The sequence below is a fragment of the Vibrio sp. St2 genome (genome assembly GCF_947311885.1).
GTDB classification, from domain to species: domain Bacteria; phylum Pseudomonadota; class Gammaproteobacteria; order Enterobacterales; family Vibrionaceae; genus Vibrio; species Vibrio coralliilyticus.
Genome location: NZ_CAMZNA010000002.1, coordinates 804,039 through 817,129 on the forward strand (window position 1 = coordinate 804,039; position 13,091 = coordinate 817,129).

At 48.8% G+C, this 13,091-nt stretch carries 12 protein-coding genes; 6 read left to right on the plus strand and 6 right to left on the minus strand.

Annotation, left to right across the window (positions count from 1 at the left end; translation table 11 throughout):
- Positions 1-323 precede the first annotated feature (323 nt).
- The 5 genes from QMA41_RS10110 to puuE all read right to left on the minus strand — a co-directional run bounded on the left by QMA41_RS10110 (position 324) and on the right by puuE (position 4,799).
- Entirely contained in the window at positions 324-1,631 is a 1,308-nt protein-coding gene (locus QMA41_RS10110) for a urate hydroxylase PuuD (protein ID WP_281629549.1), read from the minus strand.
- Between the two features lie 66 nt (positions 1,632-1,697).
- The gene (locus tag QMA41_RS10115; RefSeq protein WP_006961853.1) at positions 1,698-2,261 is read right to left on the minus strand and encodes an ureidoglycolate lyase; all 564 of its coding nucleotides are present in this window, start codon (positions 2,259-2,261) and stop codon (positions 1,698-1,700) included.
- 14 nt (positions 2,262-2,275) lie between these two features.
- On the minus strand, positions 2,276-3,262 hold the full coding sequence (gene alc / locus QMA41_RS10120) for an allantoicase (RefSeq protein ID WP_021455252.1): 987 nt from the start codon (positions 3,260-3,262) through the stop codon (positions 2,276-2,278).
- 96 nt (positions 3,263-3,358) lie between these two features.
- On the minus strand, positions 3,359-3,874 hold the full coding sequence (gene uraD / locus QMA41_RS10125) for a 2-oxo-4-hydroxy-4-carboxy-5-ureidoimidazoline decarboxylase (protein WP_038156772.1): 516 nt from the start codon (positions 3,872-3,874) through the stop codon (positions 3,359-3,361).
- Between the two features lies 1 nt (position 3,875).
- Positions 3,876-4,799, minus strand: a complete 924-nt coding sequence (gene puuE / locus QMA41_RS10130) for an allantoinase PuuE (RefSeq protein WP_006961856.1) — start codon at positions 4,797-4,799, stop codon at positions 3,876-3,878.
- Between the two features lie 351 nt (positions 4,800-5,150).
- Here puuE and uraH point away from each other — a divergent pair, with 351 nt between their 5' ends.
- The 6 genes from uraH (at position 5,151) to QMA41_RS10160 (ending at position 12,377) form a co-directional block, all read left to right on the plus strand.
- Complete coding sequence (gene uraH / locus QMA41_RS10135) at positions 5,151-5,504, plus strand: hydroxyisourate hydrolase (RefSeq protein WP_281629550.1); 354 nt, start codon at positions 5,151-5,153, stop codon at positions 5,502-5,504.
- Between the two features lie 137 nt (positions 5,505-5,641).
- Positions 5,642-6,985, plus strand: a complete 1,344-nt coding sequence (locus QMA41_RS10140) for an NCS2 family permease (protein WP_006961859.1) — start codon at positions 5,642-5,644, stop codon at positions 6,983-6,985.
- A 163-nt stretch (positions 6,986-7,148) separates the two neighbouring features.
- Entirely contained in the window at positions 7,149-8,552 is a 1,404-nt protein-coding gene (locus tag QMA41_RS10145; RefSeq protein WP_281629551.1) for a nucleobase:cation symporter-2 family protein, read from the plus strand.
- 134 nt (positions 8,553-8,686) lie between these two features.
- Positions 8,687-10,048, plus strand: a complete 1,362-nt coding sequence (locus tag QMA41_RS10150; protein WP_281629552.1) for an 8-oxoguanine deaminase — start codon at positions 8,687-8,689, stop codon at positions 10,046-10,048.
- Between the two features lie 169 nt (positions 10,049-10,217).
- On the plus strand, positions 10,218-11,069 hold the full coding sequence (locus tag QMA41_RS10155) for an alpha/beta hydrolase (RefSeq protein ID WP_281629553.1): 852 nt from the start codon (positions 10,218-10,220) through the stop codon (positions 11,067-11,069).
- A gap of 159 nt (positions 11,070-11,228) precedes the next feature.
- Positions 11,229-12,377, plus strand: a complete 1,149-nt coding sequence (locus tag QMA41_RS10160; protein ID WP_281629554.1) for a crosslink repair DNA glycosylase YcaQ family protein — start codon at positions 11,229-11,231, stop codon at positions 12,375-12,377.
- A 78-nt stretch (positions 12,378-12,455) separates the two neighbouring features.
- Here QMA41_RS10160 and QMA41_RS10165 read toward each other — a convergent pair whose 3' ends face one another.
- Positions 12,456-12,956 carry a heme-binding protein gene (locus QMA41_RS10165; protein WP_281629555.1) on the minus strand — a complete coding sequence of 167 codons (501 nt, stop codon included), beginning with the start codon at positions 12,954-12,956 and terminating at the stop codon, positions 12,456-12,458.
- Between the last annotated feature and the right edge of the window lie 135 nt (positions 12,957-13,091).

The following is a 13,091-nucleotide window of genomic DNA, read 5'->3' on the forward strand; positions in this document are numbered from 1 at the left end:
ACCAATGTAGGGCGCATCTAATGAGCCCGTGAAAAGAGAAAGAAGGTAGAAATGTCGCTCTCAGCCTTTCATTCACGACTAATGCGTTACCTGTCAATAGTAAACGTAGCACAGCCGAAATTTCTGCATGCGTTGATTGAAGATAAACATCACAACTTCAACAACCTTGCATTTCTTGCTTCTTAACACCTATAAAAAACCCCGGAACACGTTCCGGGGAAAGGGAAATACACTGTCTGGAGACAGCTGGGAATGAGGAGTCTATGTCAGCCTGAACATAGGATGACAGGAAGTCAGGCTGACACTCAGTCCCGCAAGGACAGTTATTGGATAACTGCACCTTGTTCCACCCAAACTCCGATAAGGGATCGTTCCTCATCAGTCATCTGAGTAAGGTTGCCCAGCGGCATCACTTTAGTCGCAACGGACTGAGAAATGATGCGTGGAACATTAGTTAAGATCTCTTCAGGGGTATCCAGTACAACTCCTCCAGGCGCAACCGCAAATGCTGCGTGCGTTGGCGTGGCAGAGTGACATACAGAGCAACGCTCTTGAATGACCTTGTTCACTTCGGCAAAGCTGACACCACCTGTTGCAGGTGCTGCTTGCTCCTGAGGAGCCTGCTCAGCGGTTGATGCCGATGCGGTTTGATTTGCTTCTGTTGTTGCAGCTTCAGCAACAGGCGCAGCCTGCTGTTGTACAACCGGTGCTTTCGCCACTGGCGCTGCAGGTCGGTTCGCATAAGGAGAAGTCACAAATGCCAACGTGATCATACCCAAAGCCGCCACAGGGATCGTCCAAGCAAATTTCTGGCTACCATGACGTGTGTTGAAATAGTGTCGTACTAGGATACTGAAGATCGCCAAACCCGCTAGAATCGCCCAGTTGTATTCCGAACCGTAAGTGCTCGGGAAGTGGTTACTGATCATGATGAACAGTACAGGCAATGTTAGGTAGTTGTTGTGGCGAGAACGCAGTAAACCTTTCGCTGGCAGTGCCGGATCCGGTTCGCGGTTTTCTTCAATCGCACTCACCAGATTGCGCTGCGCTGGCATGATAACGCGGAAAACGTTACCCACCATGATAGTACCTATGATGGCACCAACGTGGATGTAAGCACCACGACCACTGAAGACCTGAGCCAGTCCGTAGGTCGCACCAACAAGCAGTACAAACAGAACCAGTCCCAGCAACATTGGGGTTTTGCCTAAAGGCGAATCACACAAGAGATCGTAAATGAACCAGCCCGCGACTAACGCACCCACACCAATCGCAATAGCAGTGGTAGATGACAGGCCAGAGCCCGGTGCAATCAGATAGATTTCTGCGTTGAGATAATAAACAACCGCCAGTAGCAACACACCGGTAATCCAAGTGAAGTATGCTTCCCATTTAAACCAGTGCAGGTGCTCTGGCATTTCTGGTGGCGCAAGCTTGTACTTTTCAAGGTGGTAGATACCACCGCCATGAATTGCCCACAAGTCGCCTGACAGGCCAGTTTTCGGGTTAACGCGGTTTAGGTTGTTCTCCAACCAAACAAAGTAAAACGATGCGCCAATCCAGGCGATCCCGACTATCATGTGAACCCAGCGAATCGCCAGATTCAACCACTCCGTGATATGTGGATCCATAATAAACTCCTATTTACTGCCAGCGCTTTCCATCACAAGGGAACCCTGTGATGGGCAGTGCCAGCATTACAACGCTTGTTCCATGCGTTGCTCTTCATCCGTGCTGCTGTTGCCTGGAATATCTTCCAGATGCAGAGAAACCAAATCGGTGTCGAAAAACACTTCATCACAGTTATGCCCTTCACCACCTCGATCGACGATCAAAAACTGATCACGCTCGGTCAGCGCCAACACCGGATGGTGCCAAACACCTTTGTGGTAATTGACACCTTGTCGGCCATTGCTGATAAAGGCACGGCTTTGCGACAACTGCGGGTCATCTCCTTTCGGTGCAACAACAATTAAATATGGTCGCCCAAGCAACGGAACGAAGGCCTGTGAGCCAAGCGGATGACGTTCCAGCATTTTTATCGTTAACGGGTAACTCAGCGGCGTGGCCTGAAAGATACTGATGATGGCTTCACCACCTTGATCTTGTACATCCGTGCTCGCTAGCTTGTGGTAACGACGGGTCGAGCCGTTATTGATCATAAAGTAGTCGCTGTTTTCGACTTCAATAACGTCTCCAAATTCTGCAAACGCCTCTTTGGTGAGTGGCTCTATTTTTAATCGGCGAATTCCATTGCTCATTGTGCTTCCCTCGCTTATTCCGCTTTAGTTCCAAATAAACGCAGACGGCTAATACCACCATCCGGGAAGATATTCAGACGAACGTGCGTCACAGCGCCCAGTTCATTCACTTCAGAGACAAACTCATGAATGTCGTGTGCCTTGAGCTTCTGTGCTGGCAAAAGCTCACGCCAGAACAGGCTTTGTGTCGCTACTTGGTCATCCGTGCCACCTTTAACGTAGGCCGCTTGAATAGAGCAGCTATCTGGGAAGTTGCCTTTAAAGTGCGCTGTATCCACCACAACACGGTCAATGTTGCCAGCATGGCCCAGCGCAACGATCACCCAGTCATTCCCTGGAGTACGTCGACGTGCGGTTTCCCAGCCATCACCCATATTTTCGCCTCGGCCAGGGCCAAGAATGTTTGATTTATTACCATAGTGCTCGTCACTACATGCCAACGCACGACCACCATTTTCAACAGCGGCTAAGTCCACTTTCTGCTGAGCATCAATGCGGTCCCAATCCACGCTTGGTCGGCCGTAAACACGAAGACGTGCAACACCGCCATCTGGATAGATGTTAAGACGTAAGTGAGTGAACACTTCGTCGCTTTCAATTTGCTCAAGGTGATGATGGTCGCCTTGCAAGCTCATTGACGGCAGAATTTCTTGCCACTCAGTGGCATCCGTTGGGTCGCCATCTGGTGAGTAACACGCATCAATAGATGCCGATGGTGGGAAGTTGCCCGTAAAGAAAGAGGTATCGATATCAACGCCTGCAATTGTGCCAGCTAGGCCTAGACGAATCACACAATAGTCGTAGCCTTCACCACGTTTACGGCGGCTTTCCCAGCCATCCATCCATTTACCATTATCGTCATAAACACCCTCCTTCCACTCCGGCGCTTCACGGCGCAAAAGGCGGCTTTTATCAGCAAAGAAATCGTCGGTCGCGTAAATAGCTTGAGCGCCCAGTTTGTCATCAGCGAGGTTTATGTATTGTTCAAAATCTAAGGACATTTCCTTCATCCTTCCAATTAATCAAAAATAGGTTAAGTGAGTCAGTTATCTGCTCTCTAGAGAGCGTTATTACGGGATAGTCGCCAGCTCTGTGACTTACATATCTCGCAGGCGAAACAGCGCAATCTTGTTGATTTCCTGAATCGCAGTAGCAAACTCAGTTTCACTATCATTTCCTAATCGCATCTCGAACGACTCAAGAATTTGGTAACGATTGGCCCCTTTCACAGCCATAATGAAGGGAAAATTGAAGCGACTTTTGTAGCTGTTGTTATAAGTGGTAAATTTCTCGAACTCGTCCGCAGAGCATTGGTCAATGCCCGCCCCCGCTTGTTCAGCAGTCGAGGCTGCGGTCAGTTCCCCATTAACGGCAGCACGTCCGGCTAAATCCGGGTGAGCGTTAATCAGATCCAGTTGTTGATCTTTCTCTGCACCCAGCAAGGTTTTAGCCATACGCAGGTGCAAGTTTTCAATTTTGTTGTCTTCGGTATTAAGCCCTTGATCGAATACCGATTCGGCCACCCATGGGCTGTGCTCATACACATCACCAAAATGCGAGACAAATTCCGCGCGAGCCATCTCTGATGGTTTACAAGTACGAAATTCAGTCATATTACTTCTCCTTTTTTGGTGTGTATGGGTGGTGCTCATGCCAGTGGTGAGCAATATCAATGCGGCGACATAGCCACACATCATCATGTTGTTTTACGTAATCGAGAAAACGCTTGAGTGAAGCAAGACGACCGGGTCGACCAATCAAGCGACAATGCAATCCGACCGACATCATCTTCGGGGCGGATTCCCCTTCTTCATAAAGAGTGTCAAACGTGTCTTTCAGATACTGGAAGAATTGCTCACCAGAGTTGAACCCCTGAGCGGTAGCAAAACGCATGTCATTAACATCCAAAGTGTATGGAATCACCAACTGAGGACGACCCGCTTCAGTGTGCCAATACGGCAAATCGTCATCATAGGCATCGGAGTCGTATAAGAATCCGCCTTCTTCCGCCACCAAACGACGGGTATTTGGCCCAGTGCGACCGGTATACCAACCGAGTGGTCTGCTACCTGTGATCTCTTTGATGATTTCAATCGCTTTTGCCATGTGGTCACGCTCTTGTGACTCATCCATGTACTGATAATCAATCCAACGATAACCGTGGCTACAAATTTCATGGCCTGCTTGCACCATGGCTTCTGCCACGTCAGGGTGTCGCTCAATCGCCATAGCCACCGCAAAAACGGTGAGTGGAATTTCGTATTCGTCAAACAGGCGTAAGACACGCCACACACCAGCACGACTACCGTATTCATAGATAGACTCCATGCTGATATGGCGCTCACCCTTAATAGGTTGAGCGGCTGGGATTTCAGATAGAAAGGCTTCGGACTCGTCATCTCCATGCAGAAGGCAACGCTCACCACCTTCTTCATAATTCAATACAAATGACACTGCGATACGAGCACCGCCCGGCCATTTGGGATGCGGAGGATTCGCCCCATAGCCAACCAGATCTCGTGAATAATCCTTATCCATTCAGGCTCTCCTTAAAAAGCTTGGCGCGATTGTAACGCCACATCAACTTCATGCATTCATTGTATACAATAAAATATCTTAATGTAAAGATTTTGTTGCTAAAGTTACTTTTTACAAACATAAGCATATTAATCAATTAGTTACAAATAAATGCACTTCAATACAGACGAAATTACACTTCACATAATTCATTTTTTAATTTATCCACTAGTAACATTTTTATAACAACGAGCTTTACTATATGAATATTTTGTGTACATATATAGGTATCCAACAAAGTTTAAAAACAACTTTGTATACAATTTAAAATAACCTCAAAGCTAAGGAGAGCGCGACGCGCGAACAGGAATTATGGGAAAACTAACCACACACGTATTGGATACAATGCATGGCCTGCCAGGTGCAGACATCGAAGTTGAACTGTTCCGAGTGGAAGGTGACAACCTAACCAAGATTAAAACCGTCACGACTAACTTTGATGGCCGCACTGACGCGCCTGTTTTAGAAGGCGAAGCTTTTGAACTTGGAAAGTATCAGCTTGTTTTTCACGTTGCCGATTATTTTCGCAACAAAGACGTCGACCTGGGCGACATTGCCTTTCTCGATGACGTCGTGATCCGTTTTGGATTGGGTGAGAAAGATTCGCACTATCACGTGCCGCTACTGGTTTCACCGTATAGCTTCTCGACTTATCGGGGCAGCTAACGCAATAACGATAAGCGTCACCTAACAGCGTCATATAACTATTCAATCGGGATAATTGAAGTTCGTCTGAGACAGAGACGTCCGGGCGAAGTGCGGTCTTCAATTGATGAAACACCAAAATAAAAGGACTTGCTGACATGAATGAAAGCAAAGCAGAAGTGCTTAATACCGAAGGTCAACCTAGTGGCTTTTTGGAGCGCTTTTTCAAACTGAAAGCACATGGAACCAGTGTCAAAAATGAAATGATTGGGGGCATCACCACCTTTGCCACAATGGCGTACATCATTTTCGTAAACCCTCAGATCATGGCCGCTTCTGGAATGGATTCAGGCGCCGTCTTTGTCGCAACCTGTATCGGTGCAGCCATCGGCTGTCTGTTAATGGGGCTGTTTGCTAACTGGCCTGTCGGTCTGGCACCGGGTATGGGCCTCAACGCGTTTTTCTCATTCACCGTTGTCAGCGAAATGGGTTACAGCTGGGAAGTGGCACTAGGTGCGGTGTTCCTCTCTGGCATCCTGTTTGTCGGGATGAGCTTCTATAAGATTCGTCAGTGGATCATCGAAAGTATTCCTGAAAGCTTGCGCTTCTCTATGACAGCCGGTGTCGGACTATTTCTTGGTCTGATTGGTCTTAAAACCGCAGGCATTGTAGTCGAAAACCCAGCAACTTTGGTCTCACTAGGCGATTTCACCAAGCCAGATGCCATGCTCGCTGCCATCGCATTCCTTATCATCGCTGTGCTCAGCGAACGTAAAATCTTCGGTGCTGTTCTTATCGGCATTCTGAGTGTGACTCTGATTGGCATGATGCTAGGGCTGGTGCATTACAACGGCTTCTTCTCTGCACCGCCAAGTATTGCTCCAACCTTTATGGCAATGGACATTTCTGGCGCATTTAATATCTCAATGGTGAGCGTGATTCTAGCCTTCTTGTTCGTCAATATGTTCGATACTGCAGGTACCCTGATGGGTGTGGCAGAGCGAGCACACTTGATCAACAAGGAAACAGGTAAGATTGAAGGCCTAAGCAAAGCGTTGAAAGCCGACAGTATCTCTAGTGTGGCAGGTGCGTGTGTAGGTTGTCCTCCGGTAACTAGCTATGTTGAAAGTGCCGCTGGTGTAGCTGCGGGCGCTCGTACAGGTCTGTCTGCCATTGTGGTTGCTGCGCTTTTCCTCGCGGCAATATTCCTATCGCCTCTGGCGGGGATGATCCCATCGTACGCAACCGCTGGCGCACTGATTTATGTAGCCTTTGTGATGATGAGCAGTATGCAGCACGTCGACTGGAAAGACTTCACTAATGGTGCTCCTGCTGCGATTACAGCACTGATGATGCCACTGACCTTCTCGATTGCTAACGGTATCGCGTTAGGCTTCATCACTTACACTGTGCTCAAAGTTGCCACGGGTAAAACCAAAGACGTCTCTATCTCGATGTACATCCTGACGGTCATCTTCGTTGCCAAGCTGATTTACATCTAATTCATCTCCACCACCTCGTCTGAGCTTCTGCTCAGGCGAGACTGTTACACGTAAAATCCATCGACCCTACGCAGTTTGTAGAAGTCTGCCACCTGTTTAGTGGGAGCACTCCCCACTCAACGAGAGATAACCAATTACGCCAACTCTCTCTGAGGTAAAACAAATGAAACTTCTGTACACGCTTGACCAAAAACCGCCTCATGGCATCACTTTACTCCTTGCACTCCAGCATATGCTGGCGTCGATTGGCGGCATTGTTGCCGTTCCCCTCATCGTCGGCGCCTCTATTGGGCTGCCCAACGAAGAAATTGTTTCTCTGATTAATGCAGCCTTGCTCGCATCAGGCATTGTCACCATTGCTCAGTGTCTCGGCTTAGGTCCGATTGGTATTCGCTTACCTGTGGTAATGGGTTCCAGCTTTGCATTTCTTGGCGTCGCCATTGCGATAGGCCGCGAAGGTGGTGTGGCCAGCATCATGGGGTCGGCGTTAATCGGCTCACTGGTGGTGATTCTCGCCAGCTTCTATATGGATAAGGTACGCAAGCTCTTCCCGACCGTGGTCAGCGGCGTGGTCGTCACCTTGATCGGTTTGACCATATTGCCAGTCGCAATGAACTGGGTCGGCGATGCGCCTGCCGCCAGTGAAAACTTCGCAACACTACCCAAGCTTTTCCTCGCCATAGTGTCATTGGGCATCGTGGTCGCTGTATCGGTTTACTGCAAAGGGGCCATAGCAGCGTCTGCCATCGTGATTGGTCTGGCAGGCGGTTATATCGTTGCCCTGTCCATGGGCATGGTTAATCTGGACGACGTATCGACCGCTGCTTGGGTCGGTGGCCCAGAACCGCTTAAATACGGTTTAAGTTTTCACGCCAGCGCGATTGTCAGTATGAGTTTGGTTTACATTGTCGTGATCGCAGAAGCTACAGGCGACTTCATGGCGCTCGCCAACAACTGTAACAAGCAAGTATCAGGTAAAGATTTGCAACGTGGCTTGCTGGGTGATGGCCTTGGCAGTACGCTTGCCGCAATTCTTACTGCGATGCCACTGGCCTCGTTCAGTCAAAACGTCGGTATTGTCGGCATTACGGGCGTTGCCAGCCGATTTGTCGTCGCTGCAACCGGTGGCTTGCTCATCCTAGGCGGACTCTTCCCGAAACTGGCTGCGATTGCCGTCACCATTCCTAAGCCGGTATTAGGCGGCGTCGGTTTTGTGATGTTCGGTATGATCGCTTATGCTGGGATTCGTATGCTGATCACAGCCGCAGACACCAAACGTAACGCTCTGGTGATTTGTGTTGGCCTTGCTTCAGGTTTGGCGGTCACGTTTGAGCCGCGTCTGCTACAGCACTTACCACATGATATTGCTAACTTCCTTCACTCAGGTATCACAACAGGCACCATCGCAACCGTTCTTCTGCATCAACTGCTACCTAAATCGAGCCGCAGAGAAGAGCGCGACGCACTCAAAGAGAGCCGCGATCAAGTGCAAGAGGAGCTGGCACAGTCTAAGAAAGAAGAGCAGACACCAGACGCACAAAGCCCGTTGAAAGCTCAGCAAGAATAACGACTGTTTCGGTTGCTCCTCTCTAGAAGCAACCGAAACACACTTAGCGTCAGACCAGTCTGGCAATAACTCAACCTAAAATCGATCAAGACCCTCTCCCCTGAAATGGCTGAGATGGCTAAGGATTACTATGAATGGAAACCATCTGGATTAAGAATCCACTGGCAATTTACACTGCAAATCATCAAGACGCGCAAGGCGGCTTGGTGGTGCAGGGAAACAAGATTGTCGAACTTATCGCAAAAAACGAGACGCCGTCTCATCAGATAGATTACGTCGTCGACGCCTCGCACCATGTGGTGACCCCCGGATTAATCAACGCTCATCATCACTTCTACCAGACTCTGACTCGCGCCTATCCTGATGCCTTGAACAAAGAATTGTTCCACTGGCTGCAAAGCCTGTACCCAGTGTGGGCGAATCTAGACGAAGAGATGATGAGTGTGGCGACTGAATTGGCACTGGTGGAACTGATGCTATCTGGCTGCACCACGGCATCCGATCATCACTACCTACTGCCAAACGGACTCGAACATGCGATTGATCTTCAGGTTGAAGCGGCGCAAAAACTCGGCGTACGAGCCATCTTTACCCGCGGTTCAATGAGCCTCGGCGAAGATGAAGGTGGCCTTCCGCCTCGTCACACCATTCAGACAGAACAAGCGATTGTCGATGACAGCCAACGCTTGATCCGCCAGTACCACCAGCATCACGATGGTGCCATGACGCAAATCGCCCTAGCGCCGTGTTCTCCCTTCTCTGTAACCACAGATCTGATGAAGGAAACTGCTTACATTGCCGCGCAGGAAAACGTCATGATGCACACGCATTTGTGTGAAACACTCGACGAAGAAGATTTCTGTCTGCAGAAATTCGGCCTGAGACCCGTCGACTATCTCGAAGACGTTGGTTGGCTGATTGATAGAACCTGGCTGGCACACGGTATTCATTTCAATCAAGAAGAGATTCGCCGTCTTGGCAAAGCAGGCGTGGGGATCAGCCATTGTCCGACATCGAACATGATGTTGGCATCGGGGATCTGCAAAAACAACGATTTGGAGGCCGCTGGCGTCAAAGTCGGTTTAGGTGTCGACGGTTCGGCATCCAACGACGGCTCTAACATGATTGCCGAAGTTCGTATGGCGATGTACTTGCAACGATTGCAATACGGCTCAGCCAATGTCACCCATTTCGACGCCCTTCGCTGGGCCACACAGGGCTCTGCTCGTGCCATGGGCCGTAGCGATATCGGTGAGCTGGCCGTCGGAAAACAAGCCGATCTTGCCATGTTCAAGCTCGATGAAATCCGTTTCTCTGGCAGTCACGACCCGTTAGCCGCTCTGATCTTATGTGGCGCACAGCAAGCAGACCGAGTTATGGTCGCGGGCCACTGGCGCGTGCTAAATAGTGAAGTGATTGGTGTCGACTTGCATCAGCTACTCGAGCGGCATAAGCACGCCGCCGCGCGTTTGGCGAAAAAAGCACTCGGTGAATAAACCTAATTCAGCCCTAGCATCACGCTAGGGCTTTTTATAAGATAGACTCAATTCCATTATCAGAAAATCCCCTAATGAAACTGATCCGTTGACGCTTTTTCCTCTTTCTATTTAAACAACCACTTTGTTAAATCTGAAGGGGTCGCTTGCGACCTGAAAAAGGAACAATATGTACAACAAGACGACAAGTTTTATTCAAACAGATGGGTTCAGACTAAAAGTCATTGAGCAAGGCCAAGGACCAACACTTCTGATTATCGGCAGTGCAGATTATTACTACCGCATTATGCCTGCCGATATCTATCAACATTTTTGCTGCGTATTTATTGATCACAGAGGTTTTGCGCACTGCGAAAGGCCTGTGAATTTAAATGACGTGTCATTGGAACAGATATCGCAGGATGTTGAACTAGCCTGCAGACAACTCCACGTAGAGCGTTGTTGGGTGATGGGACATTCTGGCCATGCCTATATGGCTCTCGACTTCGCCTACCGATTTCCAACTCGCGTAAAAGGGTGTGCTTTAATCGGCGCGGCGCCAAGCTTATCAGAGGAAATGCGAACTCTGCAGATGGCTAATTGGGAAAAACATGCCTGTCAGGATCGCAAAACGGCCTTTGAGAAAAGCATTGCGTTATTGGAAGGCGATATTCAGCTTGAGCCCCATCGAAAGTTTTCCCATCTCTGTCGGAGATTAGGTCCAATGCGCTGGTTTAATCCAGACTTCGATGAGCTCCCATTGTGGCGAGATATTCCAATGCATACCGCATTGCTCGATAAACTATGGGGCAATGAGTTCGCTTATTTGGACATCAGCGCCTACACGCAAGCGATTATGCTACCGACGCTGGTGCTAGGAGGTCTTCAAGATTTCAGCATCGCGCCACTTTCAGCGTGGTCAGACGTTCACCCTCCTTTCTGCAACGCAGACTTTATCAGTCTACCAGAGTGTGGTCACACCCCGATGTTGGAACAGCCAGACGCATTCATTTCCGTCTTAAGGGACTTTATCACTCACTAAAACTTGGCCTCGGGATACTTCCGAGGCTTATCTTTTGTTGATAACTCGATCTTCCCCTCCGAATGCTTCGAGCGCTTCCATTACACTGGTGCATCCAATTTACACTGCAAATCAGACTCTCACCCACCCGAGTAGGTAGATACAGGATTCACTCTCAGTATGGAAACACTCTCAATTGCACAGGCTCAGAAGCTCGCGCTACTCTCTCAAGGTTTGCCACAAAGCCCGAAATCAGGCGGCGCGTTACAAAACACGCTGTCAACATTTGAGCGTATCGGTTATGTGCAAATCGACACTATCTCGGTCGTCCAGCGCGCCCACCATCATACCTTGTGGAGCCGCAATTCGAAGTATCAACCCAATCACCTCGATAAGCTGGTAAAAAATCGTTCTGTGTTTGAATACTGGTCTCATGCCGCCGCTTATTTGCCCATGCGAGATTATCGCTTCACTCTGCCACGTAAAGAGGCCATAAAATCCGGAGACCAGAATCATTGGTATCGCCGCGATAACCAGTTGATGAATAACATCATCAGTCGAATTGAGCACGAAGGGCCATTAATGGCAAAAGACTTTGAGTCTGCGGGCGTCAAAAGGCAGGGCTGGGGAACCAAACCCACTAAGCAGGCGCTGGAGAATCTCTACATGCAAGGTGATTTAATGATCACTGAGAGGCGCAACTTTCATAAGGTTTATGACCTGACAGAACGAGTCCTACCGCAAGGAATAGATACCTCAATGCCGAGCGATGAAGAATATGGTCGCTATCTGGTAATGAATTACCTCAGAGCGCATGGTTTTGGTCATTTTTCGGAAATCAATTACCTGCTCAAAAACACTAAGCAGTTGGTCAGCAACACGATGAAGCAATTGTGCCAACAAGGTGAAATTTTCCCTTTTAAGGTCGACGGCCATACCTATTACACGTTCCACGGCGCGTTGGATTTGCTCGGTAAGCGCCTCAATCGCCAGAAGGCCAAAATACTCTCTCCGTTTGATAATCTACTGATCCAGAGAAAACGCGCTCAGAAGATTTTCAACTTCGATTACCTGCTTGAGTGCTATGTGCCAGCAGATAAACGCCAGTTTGGTTACTTCTGCCTACCTGTCATGTGGGATGGAAAGTTAGTCGCTCGTGTTGATTGCAAAGTAGACAAGCCAACCTCGACACTTCAGGCGCTAAGCTTACATATCGAACCCACACTGAGAAAGCGAGATGACTTTCACTCTGCCCTCGAACAAGAGCTGTCGGAGTTTGCCCAGTTCAACCAGTGTGAGCAGTTTAAAATCCAACAGATTCACGCTTAACCTTCAGATACAAACAAACCCCGACCAGTGTCTCTGGTCGGGGAATTGAGTTCACTCAAAGGCAGTGGTTAACTCAAATTAGAACACTTTTTTAATTGCGGCATCAGCGCATTGCACATCTAGGTGACCACCCGGTGCTCCACCTACACCAACTGCACCGATTAGGTTGCCATCAAGCTGAACAGGAACACCACCCGCTAAGAACAGCAAGTTGTCATCCATATTTTGCAAAGGCTGCATAATTGGCTTGTCAGCAATCAGCTTCATCAGGTTGCCTGACGGCTGTTTCATGCTGGTCACAGTAAAGGCTTTCTTACGTGAACTGTCTAAGGTGTGGATGCCTGCGCCGTCTGAACGAAGTTGAGCCAGTACATTGCCCGATAGGTCAACCACTGTCGCGGATACTTTGTAGCCTTTCGCTTCACATTGATTAACGGCTTCTTTTGCCAGACTGAAAGCGGACTGAGACGAAATTTGCGTCACTGATACGGTGTGGCCTTTATCTGCGGCTGACGCATTGAAAGACATTGAAAGGAAGCCAAGAGACGCTGCTAGTACGCTAAGTTTGATAGTTTTCATGTTCACTCCTGTAAGGTAGACCTTGTTTGATTCGACAGGTACATCCTAACTAAGGCTCTATTACTGAAGACTTTCCCAATCATTACAAAGCTGTAATGTTGGTTAAATTCATGAAAGGTTGTTGGTAGAGTATGA